The sequence below is a fragment of the Embleya sp. NPDC056575 genome (assembly GCF_042793325.1).
Taxonomy (GTDB): domain Bacteria; phylum Actinomycetota; class Actinomycetes; order Streptomycetales; family Streptomycetaceae; genus Embleya.
The window spans coordinates 119937-139301 of record NZ_JBHTVA010000026.1 but is presented as its reverse complement, the minus strand read 5'-3'; the positions used below and the strand labels follow the sequence as shown (position 1 = coordinate 139301).

Genomic DNA, 19365 nt, shown 5'->3' with positions numbered 1-19365 from the left:
GGTTCCATGGGGACCCGTCCGCCGCCCGGCCGCATTTTTCATGACGTGATCCCGGACACGTCGGCGAGGGCACATCCGGATCCGGGCCGCCGACGGCCCGGGCAGGGGACGAGGAGTACGGGGCCATGGGTCGACTGGGCAACATCCGACCGCGCCGCAGACCGGGCAAGGCGACACCGGCCGGGGACGGGACATCCACGGGAGCGCCCGCGACCGCGCCGAGCGCGGACGCGGGGTCCACCGCGACGCCTCCGGCCGCGCCGGGCGGGGACGCGGGGCCCGGGGCGCCTTCGGCGGCGGACGAGGCAACCCCGGGCGGCGGCGACAGCGGCGGCACCGGCGACGGGGCGACCGCACCGCGCGGGAGCGGTACCGCGGGCACGGCGGCCGACGTGGCGACCCCGGGTGGGGGCAATACCGGCGGCACGGTCGACACGACGACGGACGCGGGGCGTACCGCCGGCACCGTCGACACGACGGCACCGGCCTCCGGCGACACGTCGGTCGGCGACCGGCCCACCGGCACGAGCGCCGACGCCGCCCCCGCCCGGGTGCCCGCCCAGATCGCGACGGCCGAACCCGGTCCGGCGGCATCCCCGACCGCCCCGGACCCGACCGCCACCCCCGGCGTGCCCTCCCCCGTCCCCGACGACGCCAAGGCCCCCGCCCGCGTCCAGCCGTGGACCGGCGTCGGCTCGCGGTTCGGCGAGCCGGGTCGCCCGCTGCACCGTTCCTCGCCGTTCTACATCGGCTTCATCGGCGGACTCGGCCTGATCACCGCGTGGTTCCTGGCCCAGGCCGTGATGGGCATCCAGCACGTCCTGATCATCATCCTGATCTCGTTCTTCCTGGCCGCGGGGCTGAACCCGTTCGTCGAACGGCTCGAAAAGCGCGGCATGCCCCGACGCTGGGCGGTGTGCACCGTCGCGTTCGGGTTCGTCCTCTTCGCCGCCGCCTTCGTCACCGCGATCGCCCAGCCGCTGGTCGAGCAGACGTCGAGCCTGATCAACTCGATCCCCGACAGCCTCACCGAGCTGCGCAACAACGAGAGATTCCGGCAGCTGGACGAGAAGTACGACCTGGTGAACCGGGCCAAGGACTGGGCCGCCAACGCCAACACGGCGGAGAACGTGGCGGGCGGTTTGTGGGGCTTCGGCAAGATGGTGCTGACCTCGGTGTTCGACACGCTCACCGTGATCGTCCTGACGCTGTACTTCCTGGGCGCGCTGCCCAGCATCAAGGAGCACCTGTACAACCTGTTCCCGAGGTCGCGCCGGGCCCGGGTGCGGCTGCTCGGCGACGAGATCCTGTCCGGGATCGGCGGCTACGTGAACGGCGCGCTGATCGTGGCCACCTGCGCGGGGCTGTCCTCGTTCATCTTCCTGATGATCCTGGGCAACGACTACGCGCTGCCGCTGGCCCTGGTGATCGCGATCACCGACCTGATCCCGATGATCGGCGCCACGGTGGGCGCGGCGGTGGTGTCGGTCGTGGTCTTCTTCGACTCCCCCGGCAAGGCGCTCACCTGCGTGATCTTCTTCCTGGCCTACCAGCAGTTCGAGAACTATCTGATCTATCCGCGCGTGATGAACCGCGCGGTGAACGTGCCGCCGGCGATCACCGTGATCGCGGCTCTGGTGGGCGGCGCGCTGCTCGGGGTGACCGGGGCACTGCTCGCGATTCCGATCGCGGCGGCCGTTCTGCTCATCCTGCGCGAAGTGGTCACGCCCCGCCAGAATCAGGCCTGAGCTTGTCAATCATCCTCTGGGATGACGTGCGAAACTTCCCTCGAACCCATGTCCCAGCGCGGGCCCGTCGTACGGCGGCCGTCGGCGGCTGGGGTTCGGGCCTAAGCTCGAAGCCCGGTCGGCTCCAGAGTCGGTCCGGCACCATCCCCCCGAAGTCTTCCTGGGAGTGCGGCAACAGATGATCGAAGCAAGAGGGCTCACCAAACGCTACGGAAACAAGCTGGCGGTGGATCAGCTTTCCTTCCAGGTGCGTCCGGGCTCGGTGACCGGCTTCCTCGGCCCCAACGGGGCCGGCAAATCGACCACCATGCGGATGATCCTCGGGCTGGACACGCCGACCGGGGGCAACGTCACGGTCAACGGCCGCCCGTACGACCACGTCCAGGCCCCACTGCGGGAGATGGGCGCACTGCTCGACGCCAAGGCGATGCACGGTGGCCGGACCGCGTACAACCACCTGCTGTGCCTCGCGCAGAGCAACGGCATCCCGAACCGTCGGGTCGACGAGGTGCTCGCCATGGTCGGCCTGACCCAGGTCGCCAAGAAGCGCGCGGGGGGCTTCTCGCTCGGCATGGGCCAGCGGCTCGGCATCGCCTCGGCGCTGCTCGGCGACCCCGGGATCCTGATGTTCGACGAGCCGGTCAACGGGCTCGACCCCGAGGGCATCCTGTGGATCCGCAACCTGATGAAGCAGTTGGCCTCGGAGGGTCGCACCGTCTTCGTCTCCAGTCACCTGATGAGCGAGATGGAGGTGACGGCGGACCACCTGATCGTGATCGGTCAGGGCCGGATGATCGCCGACACCTCGATGCGCGACTTCATCGAGACGAACTCGCAGTCGTTCACCGTGGTGCGCTCGCCGCAGGCGGAGAAGCTCAACACGCTGCTCCAGGGCAAGGGCGCCACGGTCACGCCGGACCAGGCGGTGGCCGGCTCGTTCCGGGTGCACGAGTTGTCGCCCGTGGTGATCGGTGACCTCGCCGCCGAACACGGCATCGCGCTGCACGAGTTGTCGCCGCGCTTCGACTCGCTCGAAGAGGTCTACATGAGGATGACCCAGCACAGCGTGGAGTACCGCGCGGGCCTGCCGGGCGGTCCGCCGCCGGGGTGGGGTCCGCCCGGAGCGGCGCCGCCGCCCGGATACCCGCAGCAGGGCGGCCCGCAGTTCGCCGGTCCGCCGCCCGGGTATGCGCAGCAGGGCGCGCCCGGCGCCCCGTGGGGCGCGCCCGCCGGCGCCCCGTCCCCGTCCATGCCGCGATCCAACGGAAGCGAGGGCTGAGCGATGGCACAGAACACTCCGCCCCCGATGCCCCAGGGCCCGCCACACCTGCTCCCGCAGGGCCAACCGGCCCCGACGCACCAGCACATGCAGGCACAGCAGGCGCCGGGGCGGCAACTGCCCGCGCAGCAGATGCAGGCGCAGCAGATGCCCGGTCAGCAGTTCCCGCCCGGGCAGCAGGCGGGTCACCCCACGCACGTCGGCGGCAACATCGGCGGCGGCAACGCGGGCTTCGGCCGGGTGCTGCTGTCCGAGTGGACCAAGATCCGCACGGTGCGCTCGACGGTGTGGACCCTGATCGTGATGGTCGCACTGATCCTGGGCCTGGGCATGCTGATCGCCGGGCTGGCCAACCCGAAGCCCGACGACGACTACGTCAGCATCTCGCTGATCGGCGTGATCATCGCCCAGCTCGCCGCCGCGACGCTGGGCGTGCTGACCATCTCCGCCGAGTACACGACGGGCATGATCCGCACCACGCTGACCGCGTACCCGCGCCGCATCCAGGTGCTGGTCGCCAAGGGCGTGGTGTTCGCGGGCCTGATGTTCGTGGTCGGCCTGATCACCATCGGGATCACCGCGGTGCTCGGCAAGGCGATGTTCACCTCGCGGATCGGTGACTCCACCGCCGAGGTGGACCTGTTGCGCAGCGTCGTCGGCAGTTCGCTCTACCTGGCCGTGATCGGTCTGTTCGGGCTCGGGCTCGGGGTGCTGCTGCGGCACTCGGCGGGCGCGATCACCGCGCTGATGGGCGCCATCCTGCTGCCGATGATCATCGGGCCGTTCCTGCCGCACTCGGTGGGCTCGAAGGTCATGGAGTACTCGCCGATGTTCGCGCTGGGCAAGCTGATCGGCGGCAGCGACGGGGAAAGCGGTCCGGGGCCGTGGCCCTCGCTGTTGCTGATCGCGACCTACGCGGCGATCGTGCTGATCGCCGGCGGGATCCGGCTGCGCTCGCGCGACGTGTGATCGGGTCGGTTGGGGCATTTGCCTGACCGATCGTCAAAAAAGTTGCTCCGTATACCGAAAAGGTCTCACCCGACATGTGCCGGGCGGGGCCTTTTCGGCCGTTTTCGGGCCGACTCGCGTAGCTTCGGAAACCACATCAAAAGAGGGTCCGACGATATGCTCACGTCTCATGTATGGGCAGGGGGATCCAGGAACACCCGACGCGGCGGACGCGGCATCCGTACGCGTTCCGGAACCCGTTCACCGGAGCCGGCGCACGGTCGGCGGACCGGCCGCGGGGTTCGGTTCCGCGGCGGCCGTCTTCGCGTTGGCGGGGATCGCGACCGCCATCGTCCTGCTGGGCGACACCGACACGTTGTGGGAGTCGGCCCTCGCGGGCACGCTGCTGACCGCCGCCGTCGCGCTGTCCTCGATCGCCGCGTGGTTGCGGCATCGGGTCGCCGAGCAGCGCATCGCCCGACTCCGTGAGTTGACCGTACGTCAGGCCGCGGAGAGCGCCCGCCTGGAGGCCGAACGCGCCCGACTCGAGGCGGAGCACACCGAACTGTTGCGCGGGCGGGCGGCACTCGCCGACGAGGAAACGCTGATGCGCGGCCGGGTGCACGACGTGTTCGTCAACCTGTCGATGCGCACGCTGACCCTGGTCGAGCGCCAACTGGACCTGATCGAGAAGCTGGAACACGGCGAGGACGAACCGCAGCGCCTGCAGGACCTGTTCCGGCTCGACCACCTGGCCACCCGGATGCGCCGCAACAGCGAGAACCTGCTGGTCCTCGCGGACGCGGACGAACGGCGCGGCCGGCGACCGGCGATCCCGCTCCTGGACGTGGTCCGCGCCGGTGTCTCGGAGATCGAGCGCTACGAGCGGATCGACGTCGGCCACGTGCCGCGCGCCGACGTGCTCGGGCGCGCCGCCGACGACGTGGGCCACCTGCTGGCCGAACTGCTGGAGAACGCCGCCGCCTACTCGGCGCCGGAGTCCCGGGTGGAGATCGGCGGCTGGACGCTGGAGAACGGCGAGGTCGTGTTGTCGGTGGACGACAACGGGATCGGCGTACCGGCGGACCGGCTCACCGAGTTGAACTCGCAGATCGAGCGGGACAGCACCGAGGAGGAGGCGGCCGGCGGCGCCGGCGGCCTGGGCGTGTTCGTGGTGGGCCGGCTGGCCCGACGGCACGGGATCAGGGTGCAGTTGCGGCCCCGCCCGCAGGGTGGCCTGAGCGCCGTCGTGGTGATCCCCGCCTCGATCTTCCAGGGCCTGGGGCCCTCGCCCGCCGAGTTCTCCGCCGAGCGCGACCGCGAGCAGGAGCGCGAGCGGGACCGGATGGCCATCCCCGGCGTGACGCCCGGCGCCCGGGCCATCCCGCCCGGCGCGGCCCGGCTCGCGTTGCCCGCGACCGAGGCGCCCGCGCCGGCCGGCGCCGCGCCGGCCACTGCCCCCGCCGCCGAACGTCCCCGATCCGCGACCGCCGCGCCGCGTGGGCCGATCGTGCCCCGCGAGGACGCCGCGCCACCGGTCAAGACGCCCAAGGGCCTGCCCAAGCGCACCCCGGCGGCCAATCCGCCCGCCCCGGAGGCGCCGGCGGCGAAACTGGTCGCGCCGGGCGCGTTGTTCGAGGCGACCGGGTCGACGGCGCGCCCCGAGGTCGCCCCGCCCACGCGTCGCGCGAACCCGGCGCCGGTGGCGAACTCGGCCGCGGCGCCGAGGACCGCGGCGGCCAAGAGCCCGGCGGCCAAGAGCGTGGCGCCGAAGAGTGCGACGGTGAAGGGCGCGACGGCGAAGACCGCAGACGCGACGCCGCCCGTCGCGCCGCGGCCGGCGATCGGCGGGGACGGCACGGGCCCCGCGGCCTCCGCGGTCGGTCGTACCCGGCGCGGTCTGCCCAAGCGGCTGACGTCCGGCGACGACAGCGGCGCGTTCGCGATCCCGCCCGCCGCGGACCCCGCCCGGGACACCGGAACGCTCTCGGCCGCCGAACTGCGCCGACGGCTGACGGGCTATCAGGAAGGTCTGAAGGCGGCCCGCCGGGAGGACGAACCGACCGGTCCGATCCGCTCGTTCGGGCCGATCGTGTCGACCGACGAAGAACCCGCCTTCCCGCCGGACGTGCGGGAGGAGACAGGAGGTGGAGACCGGTGACCGGATCGAATGGCACCACGGCCCGCGATGTCGACTGGCTGGTGGCCGGGCTGGCCGGGGACGTCCCGGGGGTCCGCGAGGTCGTCCTGGTCTCCTCCGACGGCCTGATGCTGGCCAGTGCCCGCGGCCCGGAGGCGGCCGGCGCGGCCGGTGACGCCGAGGAGCAGCTCGGCGCGATCGTCAGCGGCCTGGTGGCCCTGGCCGAGGGCACCTCGCGGGTGCTCGACATGGGCGCGGTCCGCCAGGAGATCGTCACGATGGCCGAGGGCTACGTCGTGGCGATGTCGATCAGCGACGGCTCCTGTCTGGGCGTGCACGCGGGCGGGTCCGCCGATCTGGGCGTGATCGCCTACCAGATGACCTCGTTCGTTCGGCGCGCCGGCCACGTCCTGACGCCGGCCCTGCGCGCACAGATGCACCAGGACCGTGGAGGTGGTCGCGTTGGCTCCTGACGGCGGTTATTCCGACTACGACGACGCAGGGGGTTTTCCGGCCCGTCCCGAACCGGGCGGTCGCACCTCGCGCGTGCGTCCCTACACGCTGACCCGCGGCCGGACCCGCTACGGCCACGTGCTGCTGGTCGAAACGCTCGTCACCACCCTGGACTGCCCGCAGGACGAGACGGGCGACATGCCCGAGGTGGCCCGCATCGTGCACCTGTGCCGCGGCGTGCGGTCGGTGGCGGAGGTGGCGGCGATTCTGCACATGCCGCTCGGCGTGGTCCGGGTGTTGATCAGCGACCTGGCCTCACAGGGCCGGATCAGTGTGTACCAGACCGAGCACGAGGCCGGCCGACCCGATCGTGCGCTGCTGGAGAGGGTGCTCGGTGGACTACGCAAGATTTGACCTCGGCGGTGTCGGCGGCCTCGGCGACGAGGTCCCGGCCATCCCGATGCCGGCCGCGGGCGCGGCCGGTCGGCGGATCGGCGAGGGGCCGCCGATCACCTCGACCAAGATCGTGGTCGCGGGCGGTTTCGGCGTCGGCAAGACCACGCTGGTCGCCGCCGTGTCGGAGATCCCGCCGCTGACCACCGAGTCGGTCATGACGGTGGTGAGCGAGGACGTCGACGACCTGTCCGGCCTGCCGGAGAAGCGCACCACCACGGTCGCGATGGACTTCGGCCGGATCACCCTGGAAGCCGACCTGGTGCTCTACCTGTTCGGTACCCCGGGGCAGAACCGGTTCTGGTTCATGTGGGACGACCTGGTGCGCGGCGCGGTGGGCGCGATCGTCCTGGTGGACACCCGCCGACTGGAGGACAGTTTCCCGGCGGTGGACTACTTCGAGCGGTCCGGGATCCCGTTCGTGGTCGCGGTCAACCTCTTCGACGGCGCGCCGCGCTATCCGGAGGAGGACCTGCGGGACGCGTTGTCGATCGGCCCGCGCACGCCGATGACCGAATGCGACGCGCGGGACCGGGAGAGCGCGGTGAACGCGCTGGCCGAGTTGGTCGTCCACGCCATGGACCTGACACCGTGACGGGAGGGAGCACACCCGCGGCACCGCCGCCCGACATCACCCTGCGTCCGATCGGGCGGGTGTCCGCCCCGCGCGTGGAACTCGTGGACGATCACTGGGGGAACGTGTCCTCGGTGATCCGTCTGGACGGTGAACGCTTCGGCCCCGAGGCGCTGTCCGGTCTCGACGACTTCTCCCACCTGGAGGTGGTCTTCCACTTCCACCGGGTCGCGGACACCGCCGTCGAGACCGGCGCCCGCCGGCCGCGCGGCAATCCGGCCTGGCCGCTCGTCGGCATCTTCGCCCAGCGCGGCAAGAACCGCCCGAACCGCCTCGCCGTCTCCCGGTGTTCGCTGGTGCGGGTGGACGGCCTGGACGTCCACGTGCGCGGCCTCGACGCGGTCGACGGCACGCCGGTGCTCGATCTCAAGCCCTATCTCGCCGAGTTCGGCCCGCGCGGCGAGCTTCGCCAGGCGGCGTGGTCGAGCGAGTTGATGACGGACTACTACGCCGACTGAGGCCGGCGGTATCGGGTCGTGGTGGTCAAGCGCGTCGGGTGGCCCACCGGTATCGGTAGGTGTGCCAGGGCCAGTTGGTGGTCACCCGCCCGTCGGCGCCCTTGTACCAGCTCGTACAGCCCGCCCCGAACACGGTGCCCGCCACGCCCGCCGCGAGGGCCCGCCGATCCGCCTCGTACTCGGCCGCGCCCACCTCGTGGACACGCCCGTCGCGGATCCTGCGGAGCACGTACGCCACCTGACTCTCGATCATGTGGATGATCGAGTTGTGGCCCAGGTTCGTCCCCGGCCCGTACAGCAGGAACAGGTTGGGGAAGCGCGGCACGGTCATCCCCAGCCGGGCCGCCGCCCCCTCCCGCCACACGTCGTGCAGCCGTACGCCGTCGCGCCCGACGATGTCCATCGGCCGCAGGAATTCGGTGGCCAGGAACCCGGTGCCGTGGATCAGGGTGTCCACGGGGTAGTCCCGCGCGGCGGTGCGCGGTCCACTCGGGGTGATCTCGGTGATCGGGTCGGTGACCAGTTCCACGTTGTCCCGGGTCAGCGTCGGATAGAAGTCGGTCGAGATCAGAATGCGTTTGCAGCCGATCGGGAAGTCCGGGGTCAGTCGGGCCCGCAGTGCCGGATCGGCGATCTGCGCGGCCAGGTGCCGGCGTGCCGCGCGCCGGACCAGGCAGGCGCCGAGGTTGCCGCGGATCGCCCAGTAGACCGCGGTCTCGCCGCGCAGATAGGTGGCCGCGCGTACCGCGGTCCGCGTCGGCGGGATCCGGCGGAAGACCCGGTGCGCGATCCGCCCGTAGGCCCGATCCGGCTTGGGCACCACCCAGTTCGCGGACCGCTGGAAGACGTACAGCCGGCGCACCCGCCCGGCGATGCGCGGCACGAACTGCACCGCGCTGGGCCCGGTGCCGATCACCGCGACGGTGCGGTCGTTCAGGTCGTGGTCGTGCCGCCACCGCGAGGAGTGGAACGCGGTGCCGGCGAACGAGTCCAGGCCGGGCAGGTCGGGATGGCGCGGCCGGTTGAGCTGACCGACGGCCGAGACCAGCACCCGGGCGGTCGCCGCCCCGCGCGAGGTCTCGATCCGCCACACCGCGGCCGTCTCGTCCCAGCGCGCGGCGTTCACCTCGGTTCCGAGTGCCAGGTGGGCCCGGATGCCGAACTTCTCGGCGCACTCGTGCAGATAGCGCAGGATCTCGTGTTGTTCGGGGAACACCCGGGACCAGTCGGCCCGTTGCGCGAACGAGTAGGAGTACAACATCGACGGGATGTCGCATCCCGCGCCCGGATAGGTGTTGTCGCGCCACACGCCGCCGACGTCGTCGGCCTTCTCGTAGACGGTGAAGTCCTCGATGCCGGCGCGGCGCAGCCGGATCGCCATGCAGATCCCGGCGAACCCGGCCCCGATGATCACCGTCCCCGGCATCGCGCACCCCCTTGACGTCAGGGCCGATACGGCCTGATGAGGTCGAACTCGGTGGCCGGCGGGGCACTCGAACCCGCCGCGCGCCCGCTCTCGTCGGCTCCCCCCATGGTGGCCGGGTCGATGCCGTCGCGTACATGGTCACCGGCCGGAAAAGGTCGGGCAGCCCCCGCGCCGGCCGGCCCCTCAGTCGCTCAGGCCGGCGCTGATCAGCCAGATGTGCTCGCAGGTCGCGGCGGCCTCCGGCAACTTCTCCGGGGACTCCCGCGAGGCGTGGTAGAAGGTGCGTTCGATCATCCAGCACAGGGCGCGCGCCATCGCCGAGGCCTGCCGCGGTTCGCTGCCGGCCGGGACACCGGCGCGTTCCAGGACGGCGGTGATCGCCTCGATGAACAAGTCGGCGGTGTGACTCCACAGTTCGCCGATCTCGGGCACGGTCAACGACAGGTCGATCGCGGTGCGCATGACCGTGCCGTGCGCGTTCCACAGTTCGACCGTGCGCCGCATGGCCGTCGCGACGGCCGGTCGCGGCTCGTCGTGCCGCGCGGTGGCCCGCGAGCGTTCCCACAGGTGCTCGACGGTCCGGGCCACGAGTGCCGTGACCACTTCCTGCTTGGATCCGAAGTAGAAGTAGAGCGCGCCGCGCGTGATGCCGGCGCCCTGGGCGATGTCCCCGACGGTCATGGCGTCGTAGCCCTTGTCCGCCAACAGGGCCTCGCAGGTGTCCAGGATGGCCCGCTCCCGGACATCGCCCTTACGTTCCGTGGTGCCGCGCCTGCTCCGCGCGGGGTGGCCGGACATCAGAGCTGTGCGCCCTCGGCGAAGTCGGTCGTCCGGGAGAGTGTCTCCCACGCGCGGATGTCCTCGTCGACGGCGGTGCGTGCGGCGGTGACCAGGCGCAACGCGTCCGAACCCAGGACGAGGTGGGCCGGCGGCCGGTCGACCGAGGCGATGTGTACGACGGCGTCCCCGGCCCGGGCCGGGTCGCCCAGCTGGTTCCCGCTCGCCTTCCGGCGCGCCTCCCGGATGGGCTCGAACAGCTCGTCGTAGTCGTCGACAGTGCGTTCGGCCCGGGTCATGGACCGGCCGGCCCAGTCGGTACGGAAGGAGCCCGGCTCGATCGCCGTCACGTGGATCCCGAACCGCGCCACCTCCTTGCCCAGCGCTTCGAGGATGCCTTCCAGCGCGAACTTGCTGCCGCAGTAGGCGGACATGCCGGGCACGGCCATGAGCCCGCCCATCGAGGTGACGGCCATCAGGTGGCCCCGTCGACGCCGGCGCATGTGCGGCAGCGCCGCCTGCAGGGTGGCCATCGCCCCGAACACGTTGACCTCGAACTGCCGCCGCACCTCGTCCAGCGGAGTCTCCTCGAAGGTCCCCTCCAGGCCGTAGCCGGCATTGGCGACGACGACGTCAAGGGGCCCGACGCCGCGCTCCACCTCCGCGATCACGTCGAAGACGGCCCGGTCGTCGGTCACCTCCAGGAGACGACCGTGGGCACGACCGGCCTCAAGCCCTTCGAACTCCCGCAAATCCCCCTCGGAGCGCACCGTGCCAACCACGGTATGCCCGGCCCCCAGAGCAGCCCCCGCAATCGCCCGCCCAAGCCCCGACCCGACCCCGGTGACAAGCCAGTTCCGCTGCCGCATGGCCCCTCCTGAACACATCCGCACAGGGAGCCGACCGACTCCCCACCCCAAAGTCTACACAGCGTCGATTTTTATCCGCGCAGTGCAGATTCCATCCCGGCCGAGTCGCCGGCGCCGCCTTCAGGCGGAGCCGGGGTGGTCGGGCCCGACCGGCATGGCCAAAGTGGTGAGATCGCCGCGGTCGGCGGAGCGGATCGTGACGGGCTGGTCGGGTCCCCTCAGGTCGAGCATCACATCGGGGCCGATCGCGGTACCGACGGCCGGATAGAGGGTGGTCAGTTCGAACACGATGCGAAGGTCCCGCCCCGTCACGACGGCCGGGATCGCGACGTCCGGATGCCCGTCGCCGATCGACGGGACATCGATCCCGCGGCGGGTCACATGCCACGTGATCCGCTCGCCGGGATGCTCCGCCAGGGCGCGCAGGAGTACGTCCTTCCCGATCGTCAGGCGGGTGCCGGCCTCGGGCAACGAGGCGAGCATCGACCGGTGGTCCGGGAACTCCTCGGACAACAACCGGCAATGCCGGTCCTCACGGCCCGCCGGCCGTAGCCACATCCCGTGCGCGGTCGCCTCGACCCGCACCAGCGCGCTGCGCCGGACGGCCGCGGCGGCGGCTCGCAGATCGTCGCCCGCGACCGTCGCCGCCCACGGTGTGGTCGGCGTCTCGGCGGGCACCAGGGTTCGTATCGAGAGGCGGTAGCGGTCGGTCGCGGTCAGGGTGATCGCCTCCCGGGTCGCCTCGACGCGCACGCCGCCGAGTACCGGCATGCCCGGCTCCCGTGCGGTCGCGGTCAGGACCTGTTCGATCGCGTCGGCCAGTACCGGCCCCTTCAGGGCGGCGATCGGTACACCGGTCGGAGCCCCGGCCAACGAGGACTTGACCACGGCGGCCTTCCGCCGCGCCGCCTCCGCATCCGCGAGCACCTTGGCGACATGCTCGTCGATCAGCCGCGACGCCTCCTCGGGTCCGGCATCGAGGACGGCGTCGACCTCGGCGAGCGGCATCGCGATCTCACGCAGTCGGCGCAGCGCCGTGGCCCGCGGCACCTGGTCGGCGCTGTAGTAGCGGTAGCCCGAGACGGGATCGACCTCGGCGGGGTGCAGCAACCCGGAGTCCGCGTAGAACCGCAGCGCACTCGAGGTCAGACCACTACGTCGGGCGAAAGCCCCGATCGGCATCAACTCGGTATCCGACATCCCGACATCCTCGGGCTTCAGCCGACTCGAAGGTCAACACGGGTCGGGATCCGAGGCCGGCCCGGCGATGCCGCCGAAGACCCGACCGACACACCTTCCGCTGGATTGTCGGATTTACTGGCAAATCCACATGAAAGACGCGCGGGAGAATACCGGCATGCCCGAGCAGGAGATCGCCGACACGGCACTGAATCGAGCCCTGTCGCCGGAGTTTTTTCGCACCGACCCGACGAGCGGCCCGCCGAAGAGCAGCATCATTCCGCCGGCCGAGCCCTCCCACGCCACCTTGGCGGCACCCTCGGATTCCTCCTTCCGGGTCAAAATCGAAGAGCTGGCCCCGGCCGCCGGCAAGGCGGTCTCGGTGGCCATGGAACTGAGAAGTCTGGGTGCGGACATCAACCACGGCCCGCCGGCAGGAACACCGGGGTTCATGACGGGTTTCCAACTGGGCGAGTTGAGCCGCGAGTGGGGCGGCGCGATCGCGCACCTCGCCGACCGGGCGCAGGCGGGGGCCGACAGGATCTACCGCACGCGAACGAAGTACGCCCAGACCGAGACGAACGTGGCCACCGACTTCACGGCGGGGTCGTGACCATGGTCGGCTTCACCGAGCTGAGGGCCGCGAACTTCGAGAGCTGGCGGGAATCCGCCCGCACCTGGAGGACCACCGCCGGCAAACTCGCCGAACTGGAGAACACGTTCCGGACCGGGGTCAACGACGGTGTGGAGGCGGCCGGATGGAAGGGGCGGGCCGCCGGAACAGCCGACCGGGACCTCGAAGTGACGGTTCGACAGATCGCCGTCTCCGCAAGCCAGGCGCAGACCATCGGTATCGCGGCCGAACGTGCGGCATCCGAACTCCCCGCGATTCAGACCATGTTCCGCGCGGCCATCCAGGAGGCCGAGACCTCCGGTCTCCGGATCGTGGAATACCCGGGCGGATACACCGTGCAGGCCGCCGGCCCGCCCGGAGCGGCCGGAGCGGCCGGAGATCCCACTCCGGCGGACGCGGCACGGCAACAGAGCGCCATCGACGGCTTCGTGGCCCGATTCGACACACTGCTGCGCCAGGCGAGCGAGGCCGACGCCAAATTCGCCGCGACACTGACCACGCTGATGCCGGCCGACGTCGCGGAAACCCGGGCGGACTCCTGGCAGAACAGCGTCGAGGACACCCGGCGCGTGGCCGGCCTGTACGGCGTGGGCCCGGTCCCGAAACTGGATCCCACGCAGACGGCGGCCTGGTGGCGCGGCCTGTCCGAGGAACAGCGGGCCCTGTACCTGGCCGCATATCCGCACCGATTGGGCGGCATGGACGGCCTCCCGGCAGCCGTCCGCGACACGGCCAACCGCATCGCCTTGGACCAACGCCTGACCGAACTCGCCCCGGCACTGGCCGGCGGCGATTCCCCCGACCACGACAAACGCGAGTGGGAAAACCTCACGAAGATCAAGAAGGTGTTGGTCGCCGGATACGCTCGACCGCCGGGCAAGGAATTGATGCTGCTGAAGTTCGGGGACAAATTCCTCGACGGCCAGGTGATCATGTCCGTCGGCGATCCCGACAGGGCAAGGCACGTCGCCGTGCTCGTCCCCGGGACCGGCGCCACGGTGGCCGACAATCTCGCGGGCGGGATCACCCGGGCGGACAGGATCCGGGACACCGCGGTGGGTTTGACGGACGGAAAAAGCGGTGTGGCGTCGGTCTTCTGGCTCGACTACGACGCACCCGAGAAAAAGGGGATCGGCAGCATGGCCGGATGGGCGCGCTCCGAGGAGGGGGCACCACGGTTGCACTCCTTCGTCGGTGGAGTCCGCGCCCAGGGCAACGATCAGCACATCACGGTCATCGGCCACAGTTACGGAACCGCACTCGTCGGCGACGCGGCGAAGACCGGTGGACTGGCGGCCGACGACATCGTCGCCCTGGGCAGTCCCGGAATACACGTCGAGCGCGCGGAGGACCTGAACATCGACCCGGGCCACGTGTGGGCGGACCGCTCACCGGTGAAGCTCGACGAAGACCAGGCCGTCGTCGACCTGGGAAGCGCACGACACGGCACCGACAAGGAGCCGAGCCTCTTCGACGTGGTCGCCGACGCGTTCATCGGCAGCGACGATCGTGTCGGCCCGACGGACGAGGCTTTCGGTGGGAAACGCCTGAAAGGCGATGCCGACGGCCACAGCGGATATTGGGCCTCCGGCAGCGAAAGCCTGCTCAACCAGGGAAAGATCGTGGCGGGTATGTACAACGACCCGAATCCGCTGAACCGACCACACGTCAAGTAGGGCGAACATCGTGATCGCACGCCGCCTGTCCGGTATATGCGCGGCCTTGTCCGCGGTGTTGGTATTGAGTCCGGCTTCGGGATGCGGAGATTCCGCGAACAGGCAGGAATTCAGGATCCCCGAAATATCCGAGGATCAGGCCGGAGCCATCGCCGAGGAATACACGCGGCTGGTCGTCGAGGGCATCAAAGCCCCCGCCGTCGATCGTGCGCCGTCGTTCGATGTATCCCCGTGCGGAGAGGTGATGGGCGGGAAGGATTCCTTCGAGAAGACCTTCACCGCACTGCGCATCCAAAACGTCACGATGCCGCCACGGCGGCAGGAATCGGTATTCCGGCAGGCTCGCGCCACCATCGAGGGAATGGGATTCCGAATCCGAAGGTTCGAGACGGCGACGACCGCCGGAAAGGGTGCGGGCACCTTGACGGCGATGAAGCCCGCGGACGGATTCTCGATCATCTTGCAAACTACAGCATCGGCGGAGGAAGTGATGATCATGGTCTCCAGCCCGTGCCTGGCCCGGCCGAGGGCATCGGCGGGCGGCACCCCGGCGCCGCCCGCCGGTCGAACCTCATAGGCATGACACGCCGGCGGGCGAGGCCCCGCCCGCGCTCAGAACAGTTTCAGCTTGTCGTCCTCGGTACCGCGGAGCGCGTTGTAGTCCAGCGTCACGCACGTGATGCCCCGGTCGACCGCCAGGACCCTCGCCTGGGGCTTGATCTCCTGGGCCGCGAAGACGCCCTTGACCGGGGCGATCAGCGTGTCCCGGTTGAGGAGTTCGAGGTAGCGGGTGAGTTGTTCGACGCCGTCGATCTCGCCCCGGCGCTTGATCTCCACCGCCACGGTGGTGCCGTCCGCGTCCCGGCACAGGATGTCCACCGGGCCGATCGGGGTGGGGTATTCGCGGCGGATCAGCGTCCAGCCCGCGCCGAGCGCGTCGAGGCGGTCGGCCAGCAGTTCCTGGAGGTGCGCCTCGACGCCGTCCTTGACCAGGCCGGGGTCGATACCCAGCTCGTGCGAGGTGTCGTGGAGGACTTCCTCGATCGTGATGATCAGCTTCTCGCCGCCCTTGTTGATCACCGTCCACACGCCGTCCCCCTCCTTGAGGGTGCACGGCGGACTCATCCAGTTCAGCGGCTTGTACGCGCGGTCGTCGGCGTGAATGGACACGCTCCCGTCCGACTTGACCAGAATGAGCCGGGGGGCGGACGGCAGGTGGGCGGTGAGTCGCCCGACGTAGTCCACGGAGCAACGGGCGATGACGAGACGCATGCCCCGACGCTACCGCCTCCGAAGCCCCTCCCTCGCCCATCCCCCACCCCCGGCCGCACCCCGTGTGACACACCTCATCGTGGCGACCTTCGGCCACGTCGAACACCGCGCATGACCGCCGTCGCGGACACGGCGCGATGTTCGAACCGGGGAGCGGCCCGCCGGGCGCACGCCCTCTCCTGAACCGTGTTCACCTCTGGTTCGCTCTGGAGCAATGTGTAGGCGATGACCTACGGTGAGTCCGGAGACGGTGCGGGCCGGGCGGATGGGCGTTCGGGGCGGGCCGTGGGCTATGCACGGGTGCCACCAGCCACTGACACGTACGAGACACGACCCGAACCGCCGGGCGAACTTGCGTACGTCCCGGCCGGAAGGAGCACCGATGTCGCTCGATGTGCCTCCGAAGCTGTTGGAGCAGGCCGAACAGGGTGAGGTCGACGAGGCGGAGTTCGTCGACTGCGTGCGTGACTCGCTGCCCTACGCCTGGAATCTCGTCGCCGCGCTGGCGACACAACTGCGGGTGGATGGCGGCCCGTTCGCGGACAACCAGGTGCCGCCCGCCACCGAGACCGAGCGTGGGCAACTGCTGCGCGCCCTGGCCTCGGACGCGATCCGCGGCTCGATGGAACGGCACTTCGGGGTCAAACTCGCGTTCCAGAACTGCCACCGGGTCGCGGTCTTCCCGATCGAGGGCCTGGACGCGGACCGGTACGCGAAGTTCACCTCGATCCGCGGCCAGTTGCTCAACCAGTCACCGACCCTGCGCGACTGCTGATCCCGCATCGGCACCCTTCGGCGGCGCGGGCGGGCCCCACGGCGCGCCCGCGCCGCCGCATTCCCACCCGGCGCCCGAGCGCGAACAGGCCGCCTCCACCGCACCCCGTCGGCCACCCCTCCCCTCCCCCGCGAGGAGTCGTCCCATGGGCATCACCCTGCCGCTGCACCGCTGGGCCCAGCAGAGCCCCGACCGCGAAGCCCTCGTCGACGGCGCCGCGTGGACCACGTTCCGCGACCTGCGCGAGCGGGTGGCCAGGCTCGCGGGCGCGCTGCGCGGCCTCGGCGTCGGCCCCGACGACCGGGTCGCCGTCCTCGCCCCGAACTCCGCCCGCTACCTGGAGTGCCTGAGCGCCGTGCCCTGGGCCGGCGGCGTGCTGAACCCGGTCAACATCCGCTGGAGCCCGGCCGAGATCGCCTTCTCCCTCGACGACTCGCGGACCGGCGTACTGATCGTCGACGACACCTTCGCCGCCCTGGTCCCCGCCCTGCGTGCGGCCTCGTCGAGTCTGCGCGTGGTGGTGCACATGGGCGATCCGCCGGCCGATTCCGGCATGCACGGCTACGAGGACCTGATCGCCGCGACCGCCCCGGTCCCCGACGCACGGCGCGGCGGCGGCGACCTGGCGGGCGTCTTCTACACCGGCGGCACCACCGGCTTCCCCAAGGGCGTGATGCTCTCCCACGACAACCTGCTCGCCTCCGCCATGGGCGGCCTGGTCGCCACCGCCGCCTACCGGATCACCCCGAACGCCCGCGTACTGCACGCCGCTCCGCTGTTCCACATCGCCGGGTACGGGGTGTCGCTGATGACCTCGATCCTCGGCATCCCCCAGGTGGTACTGCCCGTCTTCGACCCCGAGGGGGCCGCCGCGATCATCGCGCGGGAGCGGATCACCGAGGTCTTCCTCGCGCCGACCATGCTCCGGATGATGCTGGACCACCCGAAGTTCGCCGACCACGACCTGTCCTCGCTGCGCATGTTGACCTACGGTGCCTCGCCGATCACCAGCACGCTCCTGGACCGGGTCCTGGCCGCGCTGCCGGGCGTCGCCCTGGTGCAGGCGTACGGACAGACCGAACTCTCGCCGCTGGCAACCCTGTTGCTGCCCGAGGATCACCTGGCCGGCGACCCGGCGAAGCTGCGCTCGGCGGGCCGCCCCTGCCTGCACGCCGACGTACGTGTGGTCGGACCGGACGGGAACGAGCTGCCGCGCGGCGGCATCGGCGAGATCGTCTCGCGCGGAAACCATGTGATGACGGGCTACTGGAACCGGCCCGAGGAGAACGAACAGGCCCTGCGCGACGGCTGGATGCACACCGGCGACCTCGGCTTCATGGACGCCGACGGCTACCTCGCCGTGGTCGACCGGCTCAAGGACATGATCGTCACCGGCGCGGAGAACGTGTACAGCGCCGAGGTGGAGAACGCCATCAACTCCCATCCGGACGTGGCCTGTTGCGCGGTGATCGGGCTGCCCGACCCCCGGTGGGGCGAGCGGGTGCACGCCGTCGTGGTACCCCACCCCGGCCGCGAGCCGACCGCCGAACGACTCCGGGCCCACGTCAAGACGCTGATCGCCGGATACAAGGCGCCCAGGAGCGTCGAGTTCGTCGACGCACTCCCCCTGACGGCGGCCGGCAAGGTCCGCAAATCCGTGCTGCGCGAAAGAACGAGCCAGCGGTGAATCCGCCGTTCGGCGCGGCCGGGTGATCGGCCCGTGCGACCACCCGGTGTTCACCTCGCTGCGCTCGATCGCCCACGCCCTCGCCGGGGGCGACTCGGTACCGGCCGGCGGGCCCGATCCGGCCGGGGAATGGCACGGGTTACGCCCCGACCTCTCGAACGCACTCTCGACAAACCCTCGCCCAACCGGCACGATCGCGCGTTATGACGTTCACCCGGGGGATCGTGACGTACGCGGCCATCGCGACCTTGTTCGCCGAAGCGGTGGCCGCGGTCCTCGGCTGCGGCGTGGTCGCGCCGATCCTGGTCCTGAAGGCCCTGGACGACCGCGGCACCGACAACAGCGCGCTGGTCGGCACGGTCGGCATCGGCTTCTTCGCGCTGCTCGGCCTGGTCGTCGCGATCTGGTCGGTCTGGGCCGCGCTCAACCTGCGCGACCGACTGCGTACCGGCGCCGGCTCCCGGGCCGGCCTGATCGGCTCGGCCGGCCTGCACGTGGCCGTCTCCGCCGCCGCGCTGCTCGTCCCGCTCGTCCTCGCGGTGACCGTACCCGCGCTCGCCCTCCTGGGCGTCGCCACCGCCGCCACCCGACCCGCCCGGGGCACCCGGGCGCCGGCCGTCGACGAGGCCGCTACCGCCGTCGGGTGATCCGCCGCTGCCCTCGGCTGTTCCAGCACGGCCGGTGCCAGTGCCGACGCTCCTCGACCCGCCCGTCGGCGGACCACGCCACCACGTGCGGCACGCCCGGGGCGATCTCGTGGTCGCACCCCGGGCACCGATAGGTCTTGGTCGCGGCCTGCCCGCTGATCGGGCGCACCAGCCACTCCCCGTCGGCCCCCGACTCGCGCTCCTCGAAACCGAGGCCGGGATCGCGGGGCTCGCCCCGGTCGACGGACCGGGAGCGGCTGGTTGGCTTGTTACGACGCGGCACACAAAAAGGGTACGGGTGCACGCACCG

At 71.0% G+C, this 19365-nt stretch carries 20 protein-coding genes; 14 read left to right on the top strand and 6 right to left on the bottom strand.

The genetic code is table 11. The features are described from left to right. Positions 1-125: 125 nt before the first annotated feature. The 8 genes from ACFRCG_RS21970 (at position 126) to ACFRCG_RS21935 (ending at position 8113) form a co-directional block, all read left to right on the top strand. Complete coding sequence (locus ACFRCG_RS21970) at positions 126-1748, top strand: AI-2E family transporter (protein ID WP_380033819.1); 1623 nt, start codon at positions 126-128, stop codon at positions 1746-1748. 178 nt (positions 1749-1926) lie between these two features. Further along, complete coding sequence (locus tag ACFRCG_RS21965) at positions 1927-3027, top strand: ABC transporter ATP-binding protein (protein WP_380033817.1); 1101 nt, start codon at positions 1927-1929, stop codon at positions 3025-3027. Between the two features lie 3 nt (positions 3028-3030). Continuing rightward, the gene (locus ACFRCG_RS21960) at positions 3031-3996 is read left to right on the top strand and encodes an ABC transporter permease subunit (protein WP_380033815.1); all 966 of its coding nucleotides are present in this window, start codon (positions 3031-3033) and stop codon (positions 3994-3996) included. A gap of 307 nt (positions 3997-4303) precedes the next feature. Further along, positions 4304-6136 (top strand): ATP-binding protein, encoded by a 1833-nt coding sequence (locus ACFRCG_RS21955; protein ID WP_380033813.1) that lies wholly within the window; start codon positions 4304-4306, stop codon positions 6134-6136. Continuing rightward, entirely contained in the window at positions 6133-6588 is a 456-nt protein-coding gene (locus ACFRCG_RS21950; protein WP_078975402.1) for a roadblock/LC7 domain-containing protein, read from the top strand. The genes ACFRCG_RS21955 and ACFRCG_RS21950 overlap by 4 nt, the downstream gene beginning before the upstream one ends. After that, positions 6578-6982 (top strand): DUF742 domain-containing protein, encoded by a 405-nt coding sequence (locus ACFRCG_RS21945; RefSeq protein WP_380033811.1) that lies wholly within the window; start codon positions 6578-6580, stop codon positions 6980-6982. The genes ACFRCG_RS21950 and ACFRCG_RS21945 overlap by 11 nt, the downstream gene beginning before the upstream one ends. Before the next feature lie 46 nt (positions 6983-7028). Beyond that, on the top strand, positions 7029-7616 hold the full coding sequence (locus ACFRCG_RS21940) for an ATP/GTP-binding protein (RefSeq protein WP_380033835.1): 588 nt from the start codon (positions 7029-7031) through the stop codon (positions 7614-7616). 59 nt (positions 7617-7675) lie between these two features. Further along, positions 7676-8113 carry an SAM-dependent methyltransferase gene (locus ACFRCG_RS21935; RefSeq protein WP_380033809.1) on the top strand — a complete coding sequence of 146 codons (438 nt, stop codon included), beginning with the start codon at positions 7676-7678 and terminating at the stop codon, positions 8111-8113. 25 nt (positions 8114-8138) lie between these two features. Here ACFRCG_RS21935 and ACFRCG_RS21930 read toward each other — a convergent pair whose 3' ends face one another. The 4 genes from ACFRCG_RS21930 to ACFRCG_RS21915 form a co-directional block, all read right to left on the bottom strand. Continuing rightward, the gene (locus ACFRCG_RS21930) at positions 8139-9539 is read right to left on the bottom strand and encodes a flavin-containing monooxygenase (RefSeq protein ID WP_380033807.1); all 1401 of its coding nucleotides are present in this window, start codon (positions 9537-9539) and stop codon (positions 8139-8141) included. Positions 9540-9722: 183 nt separating this feature from the next. Next, positions 9723-10337 (bottom strand): TetR/AcrR family transcriptional regulator, encoded by a 615-nt coding sequence (locus tag ACFRCG_RS21925; protein WP_380033806.1) that lies wholly within the window; start codon positions 10335-10337, stop codon positions 9723-9725. Then, positions 10337-11185 carry an oxidoreductase gene (locus ACFRCG_RS21920; protein WP_380033804.1) on the bottom strand — a complete coding sequence of 283 codons (849 nt, stop codon included), beginning with the start codon at positions 11183-11185 and terminating at the stop codon, positions 10337-10339. Before ACFRCG_RS21920 ends, ACFRCG_RS21925 begins: the two co-directional genes overlap by 1 nt. Before the next feature lie 120 nt (positions 11186-11305). After that, on the bottom strand, positions 11306-12385 hold the full coding sequence (locus tag ACFRCG_RS21915) for a MerR family transcriptional regulator (RefSeq protein WP_380033802.1): 1080 nt from the start codon (positions 12383-12385) through the stop codon (positions 11306-11308). 157 nt (positions 12386-12542) lie between these two features. Between ACFRCG_RS21915 and ACFRCG_RS21910 the strand changes: the two genes are divergently transcribed. From ACFRCG_RS21910 to ACFRCG_RS21900, 3 genes are read left to right on the top strand one after another with little or no spacing between them, the layout of a single operon-like run. Beyond that, complete coding sequence (locus ACFRCG_RS21910) at positions 12543-12977, top strand: hypothetical protein (RefSeq protein ID WP_380033801.1); 435 nt, start codon at positions 12543-12545, stop codon at positions 12975-12977. Between the two features lie 2 nt (positions 12978-12979). Next, positions 12980-14674 (top strand): alpha/beta hydrolase, encoded by a 1695-nt coding sequence (locus ACFRCG_RS21905; protein ID WP_380033833.1) that lies wholly within the window; start codon positions 12980-12982, stop codon positions 14672-14674. A 10-nt stretch (positions 14675-14684) separates the two neighbouring features. Then, positions 14685-15251 (top strand): hypothetical protein, encoded by a 567-nt coding sequence (locus ACFRCG_RS21900; protein WP_380033799.1) that lies wholly within the window; start codon positions 14685-14687, stop codon positions 15249-15251. A 35-nt stretch (positions 15252-15286) separates the two neighbouring features. Here ACFRCG_RS21900 and nucS read toward each other — a convergent pair whose 3' ends face one another. Then, positions 15287-15946 (bottom strand): endonuclease NucS, encoded by a 660-nt coding sequence (gene nucS / locus ACFRCG_RS21895; RefSeq protein WP_078975413.1) that lies wholly within the window; start codon positions 15944-15946, stop codon positions 15287-15289. Positions 15947-16328: 382 nt separating this feature from the next. On the opposite strand from nucS, the gene ACFRCG_RS21890 reads away from it, so the two are divergent. The 3 genes from ACFRCG_RS21890 to ACFRCG_RS21880 all read left to right on the top strand — a co-directional run bounded on the left by ACFRCG_RS21890 (position 16329) and on the right by ACFRCG_RS21880 (position 19055). Continuing rightward, a complete protein-coding gene (locus ACFRCG_RS21890; protein ID WP_380033797.1) occupies positions 16329-16721 on the top strand; it encodes an SCO5389 family protein in 393 nt (130 codons plus the stop codon). A gap of 145 nt (positions 16722-16866) precedes the next feature. Continuing rightward, complete coding sequence (locus ACFRCG_RS21885) at positions 16867-18408, top strand: long-chain-fatty-acid--CoA ligase (protein WP_380033795.1); 1542 nt, start codon at positions 16867-16869, stop codon at positions 18406-18408. A gap of 203 nt (positions 18409-18611) precedes the next feature. Continuing rightward, positions 18612-19055 (top strand): hypothetical protein, encoded by a 444-nt coding sequence (locus ACFRCG_RS21880; RefSeq protein ID WP_380033793.1) that lies wholly within the window; start codon positions 18612-18614, stop codon positions 19053-19055. Here the strand turns inward: ACFRCG_RS21880 and ACFRCG_RS21875 are convergent. Then, positions 19039-19338, bottom strand: a complete 300-nt coding sequence (locus tag ACFRCG_RS21875) for a hypothetical protein (RefSeq protein WP_126637299.1) — start codon at positions 19336-19338, stop codon at positions 19039-19041. The genes ACFRCG_RS21880 and ACFRCG_RS21875 overlap by 17 nt on opposite strands. Between the last annotated feature and the right edge of the window lie 27 nt (positions 19339-19365).